Origin of the sequence: Liquorilactobacillus sucicola DSM 21376 = JCM 15457 (assembly GCF_000612445.1) — a bacterium.
Lineage (GTDB): Bacteria > Bacillota > Bacilli > Lactobacillales > Lactobacillaceae > Liquorilactobacillus > Liquorilactobacillus sucicola.
This window is the reverse complement of sequence record NZ_BALC01000003.1, coordinates 190,408-210,895: the sequence shown is the minus strand read 5'-3', so window position 1 is coordinate 210,895 and position 20,488 is coordinate 190,408. Positions and strand designations below refer to the sequence as shown.

The following is a 20,488-nucleotide window of genomic DNA, read 5'->3' as shown; positions in this document are numbered from 1 at the left end:
GGCTAACTTAGAATTACTCATAGCAAAAAATCAGCTATTTCACTATCTAAAGCTAGTGCTCAAATTTATTGACTTATGTCACACTCCCATCTTCAATGTTTTAGTAACAACTTTTTATTCATTTAAAATTGAAAATAACTAACTAAAATTTTTTCAGTAGTCTTAGCGATCTGCGTAACCGTTGGGATGCGTCTGATGCCATTTCCAAGCTGTTTCAATGATTTTATGAATGTCATCAAACTCCGGCTTCCAGCCCAAAACTTTGCGTGCCTTATCCGAAGCAGCAATCAAGGTGTCAGGGTCTCCGCCTCTTCTTGGTGCCGTAACTGCTGGAATCGGCTTCCCTGTGACTTCACGTGCTGCTTTTAAGATTTCCATATTCGAGAATCCCGTTGAAGATCCTAAGTTAAAAGCATTGCTTTCGTTACCATCACGCAAATAGTTTACAGCTAAAATATGTGCATCTGCTAGGTCAAATGGGTGAACATAATCCCGCACGTTCGTGCCATCAGGTGTATTGTAATCATCACCAAAGATCTGTAGCTTTTCGCGGGTTCCCGCGGCAACCTGTAGCACTATCGGCAGCAAATGTGTCTCAGGGTTATGGTCTTCTCCAATACTGCCATCAGGTTTTGCACCTGCAACATTAAAGTAACGCAGTGCAACGAATTTGATTCCGTTAGCTAAGTCAGTCCAGTGCATGATTTTCTCCATTGCCAACTTGCTTTCACCATAAGGATTAATTGGTTTCTGCGGATCAGTTTCTTTAATAGGCATTGTCTCAGGAATACCGTAAGTTGCAGCCGTTGAAGAAAAGACGATTCGTTTGACCCCGACTTCATTCATAACCTCTAACAAACTGATCATTCCAGCTGTATTATTGTCAAAATATTTCAGCGGTTTTTTCATTGACTCTGCGACAAGTGAAAAGGCTGCAAAATGAATAACTGCATCAATTGCTGGATTTTCCGCAAAGACTTTTCTCATAAAAGTTTTGTCAGCAATATCGCCTTGATAGAATTTTGCATTATCATTAACAGCTGCTCGATGTCCCGTAACCAGGCTATCAACGACAACAACCTCATCACCCTTTTCAACCAAACGATCAACTGTATGGGAGCCGATATACCCAGCTCCCCCTAAAACTAAAACTGCCATTAGGCATTTCCTCCTTGGAGCGTACGCATCGGTTTCGCAATCCGTTAAAGCTGCTACGTACGTTTGCTTTTGTTTAATAAGAAGCAATTTTTTTACGGACACATTCGCAATCAGTTTCCATTCATTTTTTGATTACAAATCTATCCGCTAATATTCTACCAGTTATCGACAGCTTTTTGTTAGATTAAATAAAAATTTACAATTAATATGCGGTCGGTACTTCAGGGAGCAGTACTTGTCGTTTGTAGTTTCTTGTGGTTAACTAGAGATTAGAAATCGATATAAGGGGAAAAAATATGGCTGAGTTGGTCTACAAACAAATCATTACTGATCTTAAACAAAAGATTTTTGCAGGAACTTATCCTGAACTGAAACTGCCTGATGAGCGTTCCTTAAGTTCGCTTTATGGAGTCAGCCGCAGTACTATCAAAAGAGCTTTGGGTCGAATGGCAAGTGATGGCATTATTTTTAAAAAACGCGGTGCTGGAACCTTCATTAACCCCTTATACTTGAAAAATGAATCTGTCTTCAATTATGAAGAAGGTTCAAATCTGGGTGTGACCGATAATTTCAAGATGGATGGCAAAAAACCGCAGGTTAAGGTTCTTTCTTTTGAAGTGACCAAGCCGACACGCGAATTGCAGCGAGATCTTTTTTTAAAAAGTGATGACTTCGTCTATAAAATAGTCCGTTTACGGCTGTTTGACGAACAGCCCTTCATGATAGAAACTGGTTATATCCCAATTAAAATCATCCCTGAGTTATCTCATGATATTATTCAGGGATCAATCTTTAACTATGTTCAGCAAGAACACCACCAAGCGGTTACAAAATCATTTCTTTCAGTTTTTGCAGAACCTTCAACCCCACATGACCAGCAACTATTGCAATTATCAGAAAAAGAGCCGACAGGTATCATGGAAGGAATCTTTTTTTTAGATAATGGGACCCCTTTTGAATTCTCGCATATGCGTTTTCATTATAAGTACTTAAAATTTAACACTTTCGTATCTGTTAATTAAAACAGGCACATTATATCTTTTGCCATCGTTCTTCTCGGTTGTCTTACTATTATTAATTGTCTTCAATTTGAGAGTTGAGAATCGGTTCAAACCATTTTTTTAATTCCGTGATTTTAAGCGGATAAAAAGCTGGTTCTCCGATTTTTTTTATATACACCAAAATTATCTGGTCACCCTTGATTTTCTTGTCATGAAGCATTGCACGGTAAAAAGCGGCGGATCCAAGTTGGTTTGCCACAAGCGGTAACCCCACTTGTGCCAGTCGCGCAGTTATTTCGGCAGTTGTTCCGGCTGCAGTCATTCCTTTTTTCTCAAAAGCAGCCGTTATATATGCCATGCCAACTGCAACAGCTTCACCATGCATAAGCTGTCCATCCTCAATCAGCTCTAGTGCATGTCCCAAGGTATGCCCAAAATTCAGTAATTTGCGCAAACCGTTTTCCTTTTCATCACGCATCACGACACTTGCTTTAAATGCAATACTAGCATGGATTAAACTCTCAGCTTGCAAAATAATATCCGCAGGTTGATGCACTTTCTGCACGATCTCCCAAAAACTACCACCGACAAGGGCTGCACATTTAACTATTTCACCGTATCCCTCGACCAACATTCGCTTAGGCAGTGTCTGAATAGTACTGGGATCAATCAAGACTAAGTTTGGCTGGTAAAAACTGCCCACCATATTTTTACCAGCATTCAAGTCAATCGCAGTTTTTCCACCGACCGAACTGTCAACCTGCGCCAACAACGATGTTGGAATTTGAATCAGCGAAATACCACGCATATAGATAGAAGCAACAAATCCTGCTAAATCGCCGACAACTCCACCACCTAAAGCGACGATACCATCAGACCGTACAAAGTTATTCTGTGCCAGTGAATCTATCAATACTTGCACCTGTTCCCAAGACTTGCTGGTTTCACCAGCAGGAACAGTCAATATAACAACACGATGTCCCATTTCAATAAGCTGTGCTTCAACCTTGTCAACATACAGAGGCCCCACATTATCATCTGTGATCACTGCGATCTTCTTTGGTTGCCATAGTGGCTTAATGAATTCCGCTAAATGCTGCAGCAGACCATCTTGAATCTTCACTTGATAATTCTTAAGTGTTATTTCATTTTTTTCTTCTGACATCTTGTTTCACCTACTTATTGTTTATTACTTGGTGAACTTCAAAGACCTTTTGAGCCATTTTTAGGTAAGTTTTTGGCTTCAATGCTTGTGGGCCATCTGATAACGCCTTGTCTGGCTCATCATGGATCTCAACGATCATCCCGGACGCTCCTGAAGCTGTTCCGGCCAATGCCATAGGTGTTACAAGGTCCCATTCTCCAACCGCATGACTCGGATCAACTATAACAGGGTAATGTGTCAGCTTCTGCAAGACTGGAACCGCTCCTAAATCGAAAGTATTGCGTGTGTACTTGTTATCAAAGGTTCTTATACCTCGTTCTAAGAGCATAATCTGCCGGTTCCCCTCTGAAGCAATGTATTCTGCAGCATTCAGCAAATCATCGATCGTCGCAGACATTCCGCGCTTCAAAGCAACTGGAATGTTCGTTTTACCAACTGTTTTTAGCAGTGAAAAATTCTGCATATTGCGCGCGCCTATCTGAAAAATGTCCGTGTACTTAGCGACCATTTCAACATGCTCATCATCCATAACTTCGGTAATCATATCCATTTCGTTCTCGTCTGCAGCCTCGCGCAAGTATTTAAGTCCTTCTTCACCTAAACCTTGGAAAGAATAAGGTGAGGTTCGAGGCTTGAACGCACCACCGCGAACGATCTTCGCACCACCCTTCTTAGCGACCCGAGCCATCTTTTTCACATGTTCTTCACTCTCAACTGAGCAAGGGCCGGCCATCATAACGAACTCATTCCCGCCAATCACAGCATGCGGCGTATGGATAACTGTATCTTGCGGATGAAATAGCCGACTTCCTTGGACCGCCGCTGGCACATTAGTAATGACTTCTTCAACTGTCTCTAAAATATTGGTCGGCAACTCATTTTCATCTGCTCCTTGAACAGCGACACGATTGTTATTAACAAATATCTGTTTTTGCCCGTTAAATTTCTTCCTTAATTCTGCAATTCCTTCTTCTGCTTTGTTTTTATTAAAAACGATAATCATAGTTGTTTCCTCCTTGTGTTAATATAATATTTTTTTTACTTCTTCAACCGGCATTTTTTTACCTGTCCAAAACTCAAAGGCCAGTGCTCCTTGCCACAAGAGCATTCCAAAACCATTGCATACCTGACAACCATGCTCCTTTGCCCTTTTTAGAAGTACTGTCTCAGCAGGTTGGTAGATAATATCGTAAACAAGCTGTCTGGCTGAGAGGCTTTCCAACATATCTTCTTCGAATGGCAACTTCTGCTCTGTCATCCCGACATTCGTTGCGTTAATCAAAATATCACTTTGTTTCAAGACAGCTCGCATTCTCTTACTATCACTATATGGATAGACATTAAACTCAGTCTTTGATTTTGCTGCCACTGCTGCTACCCATTCCTGCAAACGGGTATAAGTGGCATTCGGACGTTTAAAAATATTTACTTTTGAAACACCATACTTAGATGCCGCTGCAATAATCGAACGTCCGGCCCCCCCAGCGCCGAGAATAGTTACTTTTTTCCCTTTCAGATTCCAGCCGTGCGCCTGCAAGTCTTCAAAAAGTCCTGCTCCATCTGTCGTTTCACCAATCAAACGCCCATTCTCATTTTTTACCGTGTTCACCGCTTTGACCAGCTGGGCTTCTGGCGTGATTCCGTCAAGAAATGGAATAATTTCTTTCTTAAACGGCATTGATAAGTTAATCCCTCTGATGCCTAGACTCTTAATACCTAAGACTGCATCACTTAATTTATCTGGTGCGACTTCAAAGGCAAGGTAACACGCATTCATATCATAGTATCTAAAACTACAGTTATACATTGCTGGCGAGTGGCTATGCTTAGCAGGATAAGCAATAAAACCATATAACTCAGTGTGCCCATCAATTTCCATTGATCCTTCCTCCAGTCCTTCTACCCAATCACAGATAATCTGACTTCGTTGCGTGAATGCGTTTGTTGGTAGACCTGTACGATTCGCTCAACTGTGAAGTTATTTGCTGCAAGGACTTCATCTGCTGCACCGCTCGCTCCGAAATGATCGATCCCAATCACGGAACCATCCAAACCAACAAATTTCTGCCAGCCTAAGGTCGTTCCCATTTCAATTGCAACCCTTCTGCGCACATCAGAAGGAAGGACTTGCTCTTGATATTTAGTCGATTGCTTTTCAAACAACTCCATTGAGGGCATTGAAACTACGCTAACATCTTGCCCTAATTGTGCTAATTTCTGCTGTACCTTAACTGCCAGATGAACTTCTGAGCCCGTCGCTATTAAAATCCCAGCCGGCCGCAAACCTCTTTGTGTAGAGATTACATATCCGCCGCATGCTACTCCGTTTGAAGCCAGTTTATTTGAGCCTGGCAAAACTGGTAATTTTTGTCTTGTCAAAACCAATGCTGTCGGATGATCGAGAGCGGTCACAGCCTGTTTCCAAGCAGCAATCGTTTCATTAGGATCAGCTGGACGTAAAACCACCACATTGGGAATAGATCTTAGACTCATCAGCTGCTCTACGGGTTGATGCGTCGGGCCGTCCTCACCGACTGCAATTGAATCATGTGTAAAAACGTATGTTACCGGCAATTTCTGCAGAGCTGCGAGTCTGATTGCCCCACGCATGTAGTCGGAGAAGACAAGGAAGGTTCCTCCAAAAACACGCATTCCTCCATGAAGTGCCATTCCATTTAGCATCGTTCCTTGAGCAAATTCTCGGACTCCAAAGGCAATGTTTCGTCCGCTTCTATCTTGCGCACTCATCAGAGAACTGTTTTCGATCGTCGTCTTATTCGAGGATGCCAAATCAGCCGATCCACCGACAAACTCATCCATCCGTGCTGCAATATTCTGAATAACCTTATGACTTGTATCACGTGAAGCCTCAGCTCCATTATCATACTTGGCAATGCCATCAGTTACATCTGGTGCTGCTTGTTCTTCCATTGCCGCTTTTAGCTTCTTTAATAGTGCAGGATTGTTATTTTGCAATTCCAGAATTTTCTTGTTCCACTTTTTTTCAGCGTCTCGACCTCGTTGAATGATCGTCTGCTGCGCATAGTCTTCGACCTCTGGTAAAACTGTGAATTCATCAGCTGTCCAGTCCAGATTTTCTCGCAGCTTCGCAAGATTATTCTCTCCTAATGGATTACCGTGAACACGATTAGTTCCAGCATCGGGTGTTCCAAAACCGATCGTCGTTTTCACCTCAATCAATGCGGGTTTATCTGTCTGCTTAGCAGCAATAATTGCTTGGTCGATTGCTTCAACATCGTTCCCATCCATAACCAAAAATGTAGCCCAGCCATAACTCTCAAAGCGTTGTCTGACATTCGTTTTGAATGAGCGGCTTGTCGGCCCATCCAGTGAAATATCGTTTGAATCATACAACACAATCAGCTTCTCCAATTTTTGGTTACCAGCAAAACTGGCTGCTTCATGTGAAACTCCTTCCATCAAGTCGCCATCACTTGCTAAGACATACGTGTGATGATCGATTACCTTAGTATTTTTATTAAATTTTTCTGCCAGATGTGCTTCTGCTAACGCCATCCCGACCGCCATACCCAATCCTTGGCCTAGCGGTCCTGTTGTTGCTTCCACCCCTGGAACCAAACCATATTCCGGATGGCCGGGCGTTTTGCTGCCAAATTGTCGAAAGTGTTTAAGATCGTCGATCGTGATGTCAAAACCGCTTAAATGCAGCAAACTATACAGCAAGGCTGAGCCATGACCCGCAGACAAAACAAAGCGGTCACGATCAAACCACTTCGGATCATGAGCATTAAGCCGCAAGTGCCGGCTCCACAAGGCCCATGCCATAGGGGCAGCACCTAAAGGCAAACCCGGATGTCCTGAATTAGCCCTTTGTACCATCTCAACACTAAGCATCCGCAAATTATTTATCGCAACTTCGTCTCTTTCATTCGACTTTTTTTCCATTTTTTATTCCTCCTGATTCTTTCGTGGCAACGAAAAAAGCTCTCACGGTCTGCACCGTGAGAGCTTCTTCACTCCGAATCACACTAGAATCGATCCCTGATAAAAATAGGAGTCCTATTGCGATTTAGAAAAAAGCCACACAGTGCTTGGTAAATTGCATCCATGTGACTTTCAATAATATTCAACATACGAAAATTACTGGTCACATCCAATGCGGAACGTAATGTCCACATCAGATGCGATGTCGACATTACTGAATAAACCAGTAATAATAAAATCGATTTGTTTGTTTAGCCAATAATTTTTGCATAATTAGATTCTCCTAAAAAATAAAAATTCAATTAGAAACAAGTTGTTACTAAGGAGCATAAAGGGTTGTTTTATAAAAGTCAACCTTTTTGGAAAAGTTTTTTTAAAAATAATAGTAGTCAAGAATTTCTTCATTAGATTCCATTTTAAAAAAATTTCATAATTGGAGCGGTCCAATAATTTAAAAAGTTGACTTTAGCTTAAAATCCAGTATTATTATAGGTGAATAATAAGTTGAACTGCCACAATTTGGATTTTAAATAAAGGAGCTTATTTTATGACTTCAGAAGACTTTTCATCACCACAATATTTAAAAAAACTTGATGCTTATTGGCGTGCTGCAAATTATATTTCAGTTGGTCAATTATACCTAAAAGACAATCCTTTGCTTAAACACCCTTTGGAAGCAAAGGATGTTAAAGTCAAACCCATCGGCCATTGGGGCACAATTGCTGGTCAGAATTTCATTTATGCACATCTGAACCGAGTTATCAACAAATACGATCTGAATATGTTCTACGTTGAAGGTCCTGGTCATGGTGGACAGGTCATGGTTTCCAACTCCTATCTTGATGGCAGCTACACAGAAATATACTCTGATATAACACAAGACGAAAAAGGCATGAAAAAACTTTTCAAACGTTTTTCTTTTCCTGGCGGAGTTGCTTCTCATGCTGCGCCGGAAACTCCCGGTTCTATTCATGAAGGCGGTGAATTAGGCTATTCGATCTCTCACGCAACCGGTGCGATTTTCGACAACCCAGATCTGATCGCCGCCGCAGTTGTCGGCGATGGCGAAGCCGAGACAGGCCCGTTGGCGACCTCATGGCAATCAAATAAATTCATTAACCCAATCAATGATGGTGCTCTTTTGCCTATTCTTGATCTGAATGGCTTTAAGATTTCAAATCCAACGCTGCTCTCGCGTCAGAGTAACGCGGATTTGCAGAAGTATTTTGAAGGGCTTGGTTGGCATCCAATCATTGTTGAAGGCAGTGATCCTGCTAAAGTTCACCCCGTAATGGCTAAAGCAATGGATGAAGCGATCGAAGAGATAAAAGCTATTCAGAAAAAAGCACGCGCTAACAACGATCCCTCACTACCTACGTGGCCAATGATCATCTTCCGTGCACCTAAGGGATGGACCGGTCCAAAGTTTTGGGATAATGAGCCGATCGAAAACTCTTTCCGTGCACATCAGATCCCGATTCCTGTTGATCAAAATGACATGCAGCATGCCGATGCCCTTGTCGAATGGCTCAAGAGCTATCGCCCTGAGGAGCTTTTCAATGAAGACGGCAGCTTGAAAGAAGAACTTGCCGCAATTGCACCTAAGGGAGCCAAACGAATGGCTGCTAATCCGCACACCAACCCTGGAAAATTGATCAAGGACCTCATCTTACCAGATTATCGCAACTATGCTGTTGATAACTCTGTCAAGGGTAAGGTAGTTGCGCAAGATATGACTGTTCTTGGGAAATATTTGCGTGACGTCTTTGAAGAAAATGCTCAAAACAGTAATTTTCGTTTGTTCGGGCCTGATGAGACAATGTCCAACCGCCTTGCACCTATCTTTGAAGCAACTAAACGTCAATGGCTTGAAACTATCAAAGAACCTAATGACGAATTTTTAGCGCCGGCAGGTCGGGTAATAGACTCCCAGCTTTCTGAACATCAAGCCGAAGGTTGGCTTGAAGGTTATGTTCTGACTGGTCGTCATGGTATTTTTGCCAGCTATGAAGCTTTCTTACGCGTTGTTGATTCAATGCTGACACAACATTTTAAATGGTTGCGCAAAGCAACTGACCAATCTTGGCGCAGCGATGTCCCTTCCTTAAACGTTGTGGCAACATCAACTGTTTTCCAACAGGATCACAATGGTTATACACATCAAGACCCTGGTATTTTAGGACATTTGGCTGATAAGAAACCTGAATTTATCCGTGAATATCTTCCAGCAGATGCCAACTCTCTCTTGGCAGTTTTTGATAAAGTTCTCAATGATCGACAGAAGATCAACTTGATCGTTTCTTCTAAGCATCCGCGTCCACAATTCTATTCAGTTGCTGAAGCTAAAGAACTAGTTGACCGTGGTCTTAAGATTATTGATTGGGCTTCCACGGATCAAAATGCTGAACCAGATATTATTTTTGCAGCAGCTGGGACAGAACCAAACTTAGAAACGTTGGCGGCTATCTCGATTCTTCATGAAAAAGCACCTGAACTTAAAGTTCGTTTCATCAATATTGTTGATCTACTTAAACTGCGCAGCCAAAAATTAGATCCGCGTGGGCTAAGCGACGCTGAATTTGATGCCTACTTTACGAAAGACAAACCAGTTATCTTTGCTTTTCATGGCTATGAAGGCTTGATTAGAGATATTTTCTTTGACCGTCATAACCATAATCTGCATGTGCACGGTTATCGTGAAAATGGTGATATCACAACTCCTTTTGACATGCGTGTACTGAATCAGATGGATCGTTTTGATCTCGTTAAATCGGCACTTTTAAGCCTACAAACTGCTGATAAATACGCTCAAATCGTGGCTGAGATGAATAGCACTATTGAAAAACATCATCAGTTTATCCGTGATGAAGGAACTGATCTGCCTGAAGTTGAAAATTGGACATGGAAAGAATTAAAATAACGCACCCTGAAAAAAACTGAATTGACAATAAATAATGGGTTACAATTTATACCTTAATCTCAAGCCTTACTTATTCGTATAAATTATCCCGTAAGTCAAAAATCGGAATAAGCGCTAATTACGAATATAATATAATTTAATTGTAATTAGTTCGTACTTAAGCAGCTAAATACCTTTGAAGAACATATTAGTACGGGTATAGCATGCTTGGTTTGATAATATACAGTATTTCAGGTTGCATTATCAAAATTAATAAATTACAATAGCAAGTAAACGACGAGAGGGACACATATCTGAATAAAACTTTTTTAAGAGAGACTGCGTTTGGTGAAAGCAGTTAAAAGTGTTTTGATATACTACCCTTGAGTAGTGGTACGAGTAAACTCTTTAGTTGAAAATATCGCCGGTTATGTCCGTTATTCTGAATCAGAGTGTAATTAATTCTATTAATTAAAATTGGGTGGTACCGCGCCAAAAGCGCCCCTTGAATATTTTAGATATTCAAGGGGCGCTTTTTATTTTGAACAAGAACACCTAAAAACTTTGCTTAAGAAAAATACAAAGCTGTCTAACTGGGAACAAAAAGGAGATCAAAATGGAAAACAAAGGACATTTAAAAAGGGATCTGTCGTCCCGTCAAATGCAAATGATCGCACTGGGAGGCACAATCGGTGTTGGCCTCTTCATGGGGTCTTCCGCAACTATTAAATGGACTGGTCCTTCCGTCCTGTTGGCTTACGGCCTAGCAGGCTTGGTTTTATACATCGTTATGCGTGCTTTAGGAGAAATGCTCTATGTTGATCCTTCAACCGGATCTTTCGCCAAATATGGGACTGAATATATTCATCCACTGGCTGGTTACTTGACCGCATGGAGTAATGTTTTTCAATACTTGGTAGTCGGCATTAGCGAGGTAATTGCGGTTGGACAATATTTAAATTATTGGTGGCCTGGACTTCCCGGGTGGATCTCCGGCTCGTTAATCGTGATCACGCTTTGCATTGCCAACTTAGTTTCGGTAAAAGCATATGGTGAACTAGAATTTTGGTTTGCCCTGATCAAAGTTGTTACTATTATTTTTATGCTGATTTTAGGTGCCTTAGTTATTTTGCTTGGATTTGGAAACAATTGGCACCCACTTGGTTTCTCAAACCTTTGGTCACATGGCGGTTTTTTCACCGGCGGTTTCAAGGGGTTCGTCTTCGCCCTTTCGATCGTAATTGCTTCATATCAAGGAATTGAGGTTATTGGAATCACTGCTGGTGAAGCCAAAAATCCTCAAGTGACCGTTGTCAAATCTATCAAATCAATCGTAACACGCATTCTTCTCTTCTATATCGGCTCTATTTTTGTGATTGTTACAATCTATCCTTGGAACCAATTAGATCAGGTCGGCTCGCCCTTTGTTGAAACTTTCTCTCGTGTTGGAATTACCGCGGCTGCCAGCATTATTAATTTTGTATTAGTTACAGCTGCGATGTCTGGCTGTAATTCTGGAATTTTCAGTTCTAGCCGCATGTTGTATACTCTAGGACTCAAAAAAGAAATTTCTGACAAATTTGTCAAGCTTTCTAAGCACGGTGTTCCAACATTACCTGTCATTACTATCTCTGCCGGTATCTTTCTTGGAATGATCATTAATGAATTTTTACCGCATTTTGTTAAGGGCAGCTCTAATATTTTTGTCCTTGTTTACAGTTCAAGTGTACTGCCCGGTATGGTTCCATGGTTTATCATCCTTATCAGCCAAATAAGATTCAGAAAAGCTCATGCAGCAAAAATGGCAGACCATCCATTCAAACTGCCACTCTATCCTTTGAGCAATTACTTTGCGATCATCGCCTTGCTATTTACATTGGGATTTATGTTTGTTAATCCGGAAACGCGTATCTCTGTTATCATTGGTTTTATCTTTTTATTTATCGTCTCACTGATATTCTTGCTGACTCAACGCAAAAGAACTTAAAAAAACACTTTGTATATGCTTATAACGGCTGCAGCAGTAAGTGAAAGCAATTAAGTACGGCACAAGTCATAAATCGATAAAATTTTAATAATTCGAGTTGGACGGAGAATTTTGAATTCTGGAACACGTTTATACAGAATAAATAAAAGAGAGTGGGTTAAAATTTAACTTTGATCCACTCTCTTTTTGTTTACGCTAAAACTAAAGTTAGGATTATCCATATAGTGCTTGCATCCATAGTCTCTGACACAAGAAGAAGCAAAGAAACTGCAAGAATCAAGGACTGAGTTGAAATTGCAAACATAGCTAGTTCTTTGCTATGGCTCGACGAAAAACTTTGCTGCGCCTTCCCTCTCTCTTTTCTCAGCTTAAAAAAGCATCAGCTATCTTTTTTCTCGCTTCCTTTTGCGCCACCCTTTGTAACGCCTATGCAGATTACTGATGATCATCAGAACAACAACAACCAATGTTATTATATAGCCCCATACTCCAAGATTATAAACAAAAGGATGGGCCGAACTAGCCTGAACTAATAGAGAAGACCCTACAATGGTTGCCGCTAAAATAATTGCTGTCACGACTTTATTTAGCATGCTTTCAATTCTCTTTAACAGTGTTTCTTGATTTTTGTAATTGAAACGTACTTGGGCTCGCCCTTGTGTTAAAACATCCAGCAACTTATTCACTTTAACTGGAATTTGCGGGGTTGCAACAAAAGCTCTCCAAAAATTATAAGCACTGTTTTCAATTTCATTTTGCAAGTTAAACTTGCGCACCATATATTCCCTTGCAAATGGTCGGGCGACATCGAGCATTGAAATATCTGGATCAAGCTGAACAACTAAGCTCTCTATCAAACCAAAAGCCTTAATTAAAAGCGTTACTTCGGACTTAATGCGTAAATTATTGTCACGGCACAACTGAATCATGCGAAAAAGCAGCGCCGGAAAATCAATGTCTCCTAATCCGCTCTGTAAATAAGGAGTCAAAAAAACCGCTAATTGAGCATAGAATTCCTCTTCATCGACAATTTCCGCTCGATCGCAGATTGCGAGCAGCGCCTGTCCGATATCGCGCATATCCTTTGTATTGATTGCAATTACGACATTCGCGATTCCATCAGCCAAATTGGGCGATAAGCGGCCCATCATTCCAAAGTCCAGATACGTTAGTCGGTACGGTGGGAGTTGCTTCATTTCGCTAACAGAAAACTGTGTTTTGCCTATTTTCTTAGCAAATTTCTGCCTAATCTCTTTTTCTTGGGTAACTTCATTATCCGTGGCTAAGCGTGTAAATAAAATATTTCCTGGGTGTGGATCAGCATGAAAAAAATGATCGGTAAAAACTTGTTTGATAAAGTTCTGAATCAAAGACTGCGCTAAAAAGCTTCGTTCTTCTTTTTGCTTCTGAGCAAGTTCCTTGTCATCTTGGCTGATAGATTCATTGAGCAATTTTTTAATGCTTTTTCCCGGCATGTATTCAGAAACCAAAATTCCCTGAGTTGACAACTCTGCGTAAAAACGTGGCTGCGAATTATTCCTTGCCCATTGTTTAAACGATAGAATTCGTTTCCATTTTTGACCTCAGTCACTGTATCTATTTCATCCAACAAAGCCCTTTTTATCTCGAACAGTGTCTTGCGCATATCAATTACACTTGAATCAGGAGCAAATTTCAGGATCGTCAACGCTTGTTCAAAGAGTGCCAGATCAGTTTCAACCGTTTCTTTAACATTCTTATGCTGAATTTTGACAGCCACCTGTGTTCCGTTTGGCAACTCAGCCAAATGAGTTTGACCAATTGATGCTGATGCAAGCGGTTGTTCTGAAAAGCTTCTAAACAGCTCGTCCACTGAATGTCCAGTCTGCTTTGCGATTGCTTCCTTTACAACAGTAAAATCATCAACTGTAACATTATCTTGCAACTTCTTGAATTCTTCAATGAATTCGGGTGACACAAGGTCCGCACGCGTTGAGAGCATTTGTCCGATCTTAATAAATGTCACACCCAACTCTTCAAAGGCAGTCCTTACTTTCTGCGGATGCCGCTGCCTGACAAAATTAAACAAAACGTCGTATTTTTGAAAAACTTTAATAATTTCTAATAGTCGAGTACGTCGATCTTTTTTTGAAACAGCAGCAACTTTTTTCTCAGTCATTCACACACCTGCTTCTCCTTAAACTCTTTCTCTTACGATAACATTTTTTAGTTAAAAAAACACTCACAGAGCCATTCGTGAGTTCAATTCTTTTTGCATTTTGCCGAAAAAATGTATATGCTTTGAGTAACACACTATTCAACTACTATGAGGAGGTCATGATGACTACTTTATATATCGTGCGTCACGGGCAAAGTGAGGCAAATAAAGCAGGAATCCTGCAAGGAAGTAAGATCGATACCCCACTGACGGCAAAAGGCCGCAAACAAGCACATACAGTTCAACAACAGTTACAAACACTGAATTTTGCTAAAGTATACGCGAGCCCATTACTTCGTGCAGCACAAACTGCCCACATAATCGCGGGTGAAACAACAACAACCTATGACTGGCGTTTAAAAGAATATGATTATGGTGCATGGGATGGTCAGCTATTGAAAGACATTCACCAAAAATATGCCCGTTTCTTTGACAGTCAGCAGAACCTTCTGCCTAATTCCGACAAAGTCTCCCATGGAGAAACCTTTACTGAAGTAACCGAGCGCTTACAGGCTTTCTTCAAAGAACTCGCTGTCAAGCACAATAATGAAAAAATTCTAGTTGTCAGCCATGGTTTTACAATCAAATTGATGCTCGATGCTGTTTTGGGTATCAAGAATCTTGTTAACTTGAATGAACCTTCAAATGCAGGTGTTACCAAAATCGAATTGACACCTGAATCAATGACATTGTTGTATTTCAACCAAGAGTTCTCTTGATCCCATGTTACATTATTTAAATATTCTAAAAACAGGAAGTTCGGGTCTCAGTATTTTGACCCAAATTTCCTGTTTTAACTCTATATTGCGTGTATTATTGTATCTTGATAGGCAGTCTTTCCAGCTTAACCGTATCTTTTCGCTTAGCTTGGGAGTTTACTTGAACTCGCGTGCTACTTCCTTGACCGTCATCTGATTATTTCTAGCCCTTTGAATTACTTCCTTGACATCATGATCCCTAAATGCCGCCACGTCAATTCCTTGACTCGCAATGTCGCGGCGAGCCCTTTTGATCTGTTCTTTCGTAATCGGTCTATCATTAATACTGCTTTGATCACCTGGCCCGCTAGATTGAGGGGGGCCATTAGTTTCATCAGACGGCAAAATGGGTTTTTCATAACTCGAACTATCAGTGGCCGTTGCCGTTCGATAGCCCAGACTAGCAATATGCGATTATTATACGCTTCCAGTTTAACTGCTTTCCTATAAACTTCATCGTAGTATGGCTTATCAATATTACCATACCCTAAAATAGTTGCCAATTTCATGTTAGACGCGGTATATTCATAGTTGCTCGACAAAATGCGTGCTTTTTTATAGTTTTTCTGAAAGATTTTCAGCTCACGCATAGCTTCACCAAGCTCTGTTTCCTTCGCGGAAGCACGCCGTACTAATATTGGCGAGCCATTTTCACTTCCAGCAGCTTCGTTGAATGCTGCTTTCGCATCATCGTATCTTCCCTGCTTAGAAGCCTGGAGGCCAGCCCTGTACTGTTGAATCTGTTTAACATAATCACTGGCTATATCACTGTTTGCTTTCCTCTTCTGTGCGTTTCGAAAATGCTCCTCTGCAGCTCTATACTTTGCTGCCTTGATTGCGCGTTCACCTTGCTGAAACGAGTTACGGTAATATTGTGCTGTTTCAATATGCTTAGTGTATCCGTATCCCACAAAAATAATAGCTATCACCAATGCTGCAATAAGCCACATCCATCTTCTCAAATTCCGCACCTCCCTGCATTGACAATTAGCTATTTCAGTATAACATTTTTTTATGCTAACGCTAAAATGTTCGCAACTTTCTTTCGTTATATTTGACCAACTCTATTCAAAAAAGTTACAATTATTAAAATTTAGTTTTTAGGAGAGTTGCATGAACACATCAGTTTTAATCGACGTTATAAATCAATATGGCTACTTTGGAATTGCGTTTTTAATTGCAATTGAGAATATCTTTCCACCGATCCCATCCGAAGTCATTTTGGCTTTTACTGGTTTTATTACCCTTTCCAGCAAGTTAAGCATTGGGGGAAGTATCATTGCGGCCACTATCGGAGCTATCATTGGTGCGGCTGTCCTATACGCTGTCGGCCGCTTCTTATCTGTTGAACGGCTGCAGAAGATGCTTGCAGGACGTTTAGGGAAAATACTCCGTTTAAAACCAGCAGATATTGAAAAAGCCGCGGCTTTTTTTAACCGCCATGGAAGTGCAGCTGTTTTCTTCGGCCGTTTTGTACCGGTTGTCCGCAGTTTGATATCAATCCCAGCTGGAATGTCAGGTTATCCTTTTGGGCGCTTCGTTGCTTTTTCAACTGCCGGAGCATTGATTTGGAATACTGTTTTGATCTTTGTGGGTCGGTTGTCGGGCCACGCGTGGCCGCACATTGTTGCTTTAATTGAGACTTATGGCAAAATGGCTCTCTTGCTGCTCATCATCGTTGCACTTGTTTGTTTTTTTATCTGGCACAAAAAGAAAAAGTCCAAAAACTAATAATTCTATGCGAAACCAACATCGTGATAGTAAATTACGCAAAGCTAAAACACGTTAATATGGAAACTGCAAGAAAGTATAAACATACTAAAATTAGGGTCTGTGCCAAGATTTAACTTTTGGCACAGACCCTCTTTTTATTCCGTATAAACGTGTTCCATAAGTCAAAATTCTCCGTCTAATTTCGAATTACTCATAGTAAGGTACTCACTATGTTCGTAATTTCGAGTTAGTACTCAAATTTTCCCGACCTTGTACTGCCTTTTTTGAATTATAGTAGGGCATGTGGAGCTAAGAGCGCATACTCTCTTGAACTTCAAGTTGAAATATATAAATTAACGTGTTTCACGTATTGTCCTACCAATATTTTAAAACTAGTAAACATACACTTTTGACTCGTATGGACGAAACTTAGTGCCCAAGTCATCATCGTAGTTGCTGAGCAGTAATGTTTTCTTAGTTTCACTATCATACGAGCGCGTTACATCCTTCGCAGTGAAATTACTGATAACAAGCAAGGTTTTTCCCTCATAGTGACGCTTGTAAGCAAATACCTCCTCGTCTTCTGGATCTAGCTCACGATAATCTCCATACACAATCAGATCACTCTTATGCCTTAGATCGATCAATTTTTTGTAAAAATAGAAAACTGAATCCTCATCCTGCAGCTCCTTGGCCGCATTTATCTCACGGTAATTTTTATTCAATTCTAACCATGGTGTACCAGCTGTAAAACCTGCATTGACTGAGTCATCCCATTGCATTGGAGTTCGTGCATTATCTCTTGATTCAGTTGCCAGATAACGCATCATGGTAGCATGATCCGTCAATTTTTCTTTTTCAACGATTTGATGATACGACTCCAATGATTCGATATCCTGATATTGCTTTAAGTCAGTGAAATGTGCATTGGTCATACCTAACTCCTCGCCTTGGTAAATATATGGTGTCCCTTGCATCATATGAAGGGTCGTTGCCAACATTTTTGCTGACCGTTCACGATATTCAGGGCTGTCATTACCAAAGCGTGAAACTGCGCGTGCACGATCATGATTGTTCCAGTACAAGCTATTCCAACCCTTCCCGTCTAGAGCAAGCTGCCAGCGTGACAGAGCCCTTTTCAAATCAACTAAGTTCACAGGCTTATCATTCCATTTGCCTAAACGCGGATCATCATTAAAAGCTAATGTAACATGATCAAATTGGAAAACCATGTTTAACTCTCCAGCGTCCAAACCTGTGTACTGAACCGCATCTTCTGGTTTAGAACTCGGCATCTCCCCAACACTCATCACATCATACTTCGATAAAACCTTATCGTTCATTTCTCGCAAATAATCGTTCAGTTTAGCCCCATCTGCCACCATGGTTCAACATCACCGTATTCAGCATTCTCTGGATTAGGCGCATCAGGCAGACCTTCCGGCTTAGAAATGAAGTTAATAACATCCATACGGAATCCATCGATCCCTTTATCTAACCAAAAGCGCATCAACTCCCATACTTGCTCACGAACTTCTGGATTTTCCCAGTTTAAATCTGGTTGCCCTTCTGCAAATAGATGCAAGTAATACTGTTTAGTGGCTTCATCGTATTTCCAAGTTGAACCTCCAAAATACGAACCCCAATTATTCGGTGCTTGTCCATCTTGTCCATCACGCCAAATGTAAAAATCACGGTAAGGATTATCAATTGACTTACGGCTTTCTTTAAACCATTCATGCTGATCAGATGTATGATTAACAACTAGATCCATTACTACCTTCAAACCTAGACGGTGTGCTTCACTCAAAAGCTTATCAAAAATTTTCATATCACCAAATTTAGGCTGAATATCACGGTAATCACTAATATCGTACCCATTGTCCTTGTCTGGTGATTTGTAGACCGGATTAAGCCAAATAACGTCAACACCCAATTTTTTAATATAGGGAAGGCGCTGCAAGACGCCAGCTAAATCACCAATCCCATCTCCATTACTGTCCTGAAAGCTGCGCGGATATACCTGATATACAACTGCTTTTTGCCACCATTTTTTCTTCATTGTTAATTCTCTCCCTCAAAAATATTTTTTAAATTTTTATTTCTTATTTTTTACTTGCAAATCCAGTCTGTGGTGTATCTTCCTTTATCACTCCAACAGCAAACACACCTAGCAACATTACTATTCCGGCTACTAATATCATCCCTGGCATTGATTTGTTGATAAGCGGGAAAATAATGAAGCTTGCAAGTGAAGCAATAATTTGCGGTAAGCAGATCCCACAATTGAATAGTCCCATGTATGCCCCTTCATTTTTGCCATCCAACGAAGAAGTAAATATTGAAAAAGCTTCAGTCTGCATTGTCAAATAAGAGATACCTATCAAACAAAATGGAAGGATCAGCAGATATTGATTATGCGTGAAGAAAACACCGATAAACCCTAGAGCTCCACTGAACAAACCAATTCTAAACCAGAACTTTCTTTTAAAGGGACTTGTTTTAGAGAGAACTAGGAAGCCCCAAGCAACTGCTGCTACTGATTGAACACAGGTTAGAATTCCATACCAGTTTCCGGCAGCTTGATATCCTGCTGATGCTGTGTCAGCCGTATTCCACACATTTTTAGCAATTGCTCCAGTTGCATAGGTCCATAGATATTGAAATGCAAACCAATCAAACAGTTGAACGAATGAGACCTCCCAGAATGAACGAGGTGCTTTTTTTACTAATGTCCATAAAGAAGGTTTTTCTTGATGGATACTGGTATCAATATGATGATATTTTGCATAGGAATCAGGATCATATTCCCTAACCTTTATAATCGTGTAAATAGATGTCGCTAATAAGATAGCAGCTCCAATATAAAATGACAGTCTGACGGAAAGCGGCACTTCACCTTGTTTTGCAACATTAGCAACTCCCAACATTGTCAGCAAAAAAGGAAAGATCGTCGCGATAACACCACCTAGATTACTGAATGACTGCTGCCACGACCAAGCTAGATCTTTTTGGTCCTCGTTTACCATATCTCCAATAATCATTTTAAAGGGCTGCATGCAGACATTGCTTGACAGATCCATAAATAGAATTGCAATTGCGCCGAAGGTCAAAGCTGCAATTGAAGCATATCCGAAACCAAATGATCCTGCATTAGGTAATAGGACCATTACTAAGGCCGCGATCGGAGCTCCGATCATCAAATATGGCATTCTACGTCCAAACTTATTCGACCACGTTAAATCTGAATATTTTCCAACTAGCGGCTGAACTACCATTCCAGCCAATGGAGGCAAAATGAAGAAAAAGCCCAACTTAGTCGGATCAGCTCCTATTGTTTGAAAGATCCTTCCCATCTGTGAAGACTGTAACGAAAATGCCATGTTGACCCCGAAAAAACCAAAAGTCATCGCAAAAATAGTTTTCAAAGACAATGAAGGCAGCGAGTTTGTTATCTGAGTACCACTCTTGGATGGAACACTTTTCTTTTTTATTGTTGTTGAAGGCCTTACCTTGCTTTCCATATCTATCCACTCCTATTCATGTAATTTAATGGAACTGCTTTCAATAAGAACTATATCACTTACAGTAAACGTTTACAATAGTTTTTAAAAAATAAAGTAAACGTTTGCTTAAAATTAATT

The 20,488-nt window shown here is 40.6% G+C and carries 14 protein-coding genes, 1 pseudogene and 1 other annotated feature; of the genes and pseudogenes, 5 read left to right on the top strand and 10 right to left on the bottom strand.

Going from position 1 to position 20,488, the window contains the following annotated elements:
• Positions 1-162: 162 nt before the first annotated feature.
• Entirely contained in the window at positions 163-1,158 is a 996-nt protein-coding gene (gene galE, locus JCM15457_RS06390) for a UDP-glucose 4-epimerase GalE (RefSeq protein WP_034988514.1), read from the bottom strand.
• A 296-nt stretch (positions 1,159-1,454) separates the two neighbouring features.
• Between galE and JCM15457_RS06385 the strand changes: the two genes are divergently transcribed.
• Complete coding sequence (locus JCM15457_RS06385; RefSeq protein ID WP_034988513.1) at positions 1,455-2,180, top strand: GntR family transcriptional regulator; 726 nt, start codon at positions 1,455-1,457, stop codon at positions 2,178-2,180.
• Between the two features lie 52 nt (positions 2,181-2,232).
• Here the strand turns inward: JCM15457_RS06385 and aroB are convergent, their stop codons facing one another.
• From aroB to tkt, 4 genes are read right to left on the bottom strand one after another with little or no spacing between them, the layout of a single operon-like run.
• On the bottom strand, positions 2,233-3,324 hold the full coding sequence (gene aroB, locus JCM15457_RS06380) for a 3-dehydroquinate synthase (RefSeq protein WP_034988512.1): 1,092 nt from the start codon (positions 3,322-3,324) through the stop codon (positions 2,233-2,235).
• 10 nt (positions 3,325-3,334) lie between these two features.
• The gene (gene aroF / locus JCM15457_RS06375; RefSeq protein WP_034988510.1) at positions 3,335-4,327 is read right to left on the bottom strand and encodes a 3-deoxy-7-phosphoheptulonate synthase; all 993 of its coding nucleotides are present in this window, start codon (positions 4,325-4,327) and stop codon (positions 3,335-3,337) included.
• 18 nt (positions 4,328-4,345) lie between these two features.
• Positions 4,346-5,203 (bottom strand): shikimate dehydrogenase, encoded by an 858-nt coding sequence (gene aroE / locus JCM15457_RS06370; protein ID WP_034988509.1) that lies wholly within the window; start codon positions 5,201-5,203, stop codon positions 4,346-4,348.
• A 20-nt stretch (positions 5,204-5,223) separates the two neighbouring features.
• Complete coding sequence (gene tkt, locus JCM15457_RS06365; RefSeq protein ID WP_034988508.1) at positions 5,224-7,251, bottom strand: transketolase; 2,028 nt, start codon at positions 7,249-7,251, stop codon at positions 5,224-5,226.
• A gap of 586 nt (positions 7,252-7,837) precedes the next feature.
• Here tkt and JCM15457_RS06360 point away from each other — a divergent pair.
• The gene (locus JCM15457_RS06360) at positions 7,838-10,210 is read left to right on the top strand and encodes a phosphoketolase family protein (RefSeq protein ID WP_034988507.1); all 2,373 of its coding nucleotides are present in this window, start codon (positions 7,838-7,840) and stop codon (positions 10,208-10,210) included.
• A gap of 267 nt (positions 10,211-10,477) precedes the next feature.
• Positions 10,478-10,698, top strand: a binding site (T-box leader).
• Positions 10,699-10,805: 107 nt separating this feature from the next.
• Positions 10,806-12,176: an amino acid permease gene (locus JCM15457_RS06355; RefSeq protein WP_034988506.1), complete on the top strand. Its 1,371-nt coding sequence runs from the start codon at positions 10,806-10,808 to the stop codon at positions 12,174-12,176.
• 383 nt (positions 12,177-12,559) lie between these two features.
• On the opposite strand, the gene JCM15457_RS12645 is transcribed toward JCM15457_RS06355, so the two are convergent.
• Positions 12,560-13,651 carry an AarF/UbiB family protein gene (locus JCM15457_RS12645; protein ID WP_369384619.1) on the bottom strand — a complete coding sequence of 364 codons (1,092 nt, stop codon included), beginning with the start codon at positions 13,649-13,651 and terminating at the stop codon, positions 12,560-12,562.
• Complete coding sequence (locus JCM15457_RS12640; protein WP_369384618.1) at positions 13,555-14,334, bottom strand: AarF/UbiB family protein; 780 nt, start codon at positions 14,332-14,334, stop codon at positions 13,555-13,557. Before JCM15457_RS12640 ends, JCM15457_RS12645 begins: the two co-directional genes overlap by 97 nt.
• Before the next feature lie 161 nt (positions 14,335-14,495).
• On the opposite strand from JCM15457_RS12640, the gene JCM15457_RS06345 reads away from it, so the two are divergent.
• Positions 14,496-15,092 carry a histidine phosphatase family protein gene (locus tag JCM15457_RS06345; protein WP_034988505.1) on the top strand — a complete coding sequence of 199 codons (597 nt, stop codon included), beginning with the start codon at positions 14,496-14,498 and terminating at the stop codon, positions 15,090-15,092.
• A gap of 215 nt (positions 15,093-15,307) precedes the next feature.
• Here JCM15457_RS06345 and JCM15457_RS06340 read toward each other — a convergent pair whose 3' ends face one another.
• Complete coding sequence (locus JCM15457_RS06340; RefSeq protein ID WP_051993319.1) at positions 15,308-16,093, bottom strand: hypothetical protein; 786 nt, start codon at positions 16,091-16,093, stop codon at positions 15,308-15,310.
• Positions 16,094-16,244: 151 nt separating this feature from the next.
• Between JCM15457_RS06340 and JCM15457_RS06335 the strand changes: the two genes are divergently transcribed.
• Positions 16,245-16,862 (top strand): DedA family protein, encoded by a 618-nt coding sequence (locus JCM15457_RS06335; protein WP_034988504.1) that lies wholly within the window; start codon positions 16,245-16,247, stop codon positions 16,860-16,862.
• Positions 16,863-17,236: 374 nt separating this feature from the next.
• On the opposite strand, the pseudogene JCM15457_RS06330 reads toward JCM15457_RS06335, so the two are convergent.
• Positions 17,237-18,906 (bottom strand): annotated as a pseudogene (locus JCM15457_RS06330) (glycoside hydrolase family 13 protein).
• A gap of 43 nt (positions 18,907-18,949) precedes the next feature.
• Positions 18,950-20,254: an SLC45 family MFS transporter gene (locus tag JCM15457_RS06325; RefSeq protein WP_235725623.1), complete on the bottom strand. Its 1,305-nt coding sequence runs from the start codon at positions 20,252-20,254 to the stop codon at positions 18,950-18,952.
• Positions 20,255-20,488: the final 234 nt, after the last annotated feature.

Excerpts from the sequence above, each read along its gene's own strand:
- galE (WP_034988514.1), bottom strand. The coding sequence starts at position 1,158 with ATGGCAGTTTTAGTTTTAGGGGGAGCTGGGTATATCGGCTCCCATACA.
- JCM15457_RS06385 (WP_034988513.1), top strand. The coding sequence starts at position 1,455 with ATGGCTGAGTTGGTCTACAAACAAATCATTACTGATCTTAAACAAAAG.
- aroB (WP_034988512.1), bottom strand. The coding sequence starts at position 3,324 with ATGTCAGAAGAAAAAAATGAAATAACACTTAAGAATTATCAAGTGAAG.
- aroF (WP_034988510.1), bottom strand. The coding sequence starts at position 4,327 with ATGATTATCGTTTTTAATAAAAACAAAGCAGAAGAAGGAATTGCAGAA.
- aroE (WP_034988509.1), bottom strand. The coding sequence starts at position 5,203 with ATGGAAATTGATGGGCACACTGAGTTATATGGTTTTATTGCTTATCCT.
- tkt (WP_034988508.1), bottom strand. The coding sequence starts at position 7,251 with ATGGAAAAAAAGTCGAATGAAAGAGACGAAGTTGCGATAAATAATTTG.
- JCM15457_RS06360 (WP_034988507.1), top strand. The coding sequence starts at position 7,838 with ATGACTTCAGAAGACTTTTCATCACCACAATATTTAAAAAAACTTGAT.
- JCM15457_RS06355 (WP_034988506.1), top strand. The coding sequence starts at position 10,806 with ATGGAAAACAAAGGACATTTAAAAAGGGATCTGTCGTCCCGTCAAATG.
- JCM15457_RS12645 (WP_369384619.1), bottom strand. The coding sequence starts at position 13,651 with ATGCCGGGAAAAAGCATTAAAAAATTGCTCAATGAATCTATCAGCCAA.
- JCM15457_RS12640 (WP_369384618.1), bottom strand. The coding sequence starts at position 14,334 with ATGACTGAGAAAAAAGTTGCTGCTGTTTCAAAAAAAGATCGACGTACT.
- JCM15457_RS06345 (WP_034988505.1), top strand. The coding sequence starts at position 14,496 with ATGACTACTTTATATATCGTGCGTCACGGGCAAAGTGAGGCAAATAAA.
- JCM15457_RS06335 (WP_034988504.1), top strand. The coding sequence starts at position 16,245 with ATGAACACATCAGTTTTAATCGACGTTATAAATCAATATGGCTACTTT.
- JCM15457_RS06325 (WP_235725623.1), bottom strand. The coding sequence starts at position 20,254 with ATGACTTTTGGTTTTTTCGGGGTCAACATGGCATTTTCGTTACAGTCT.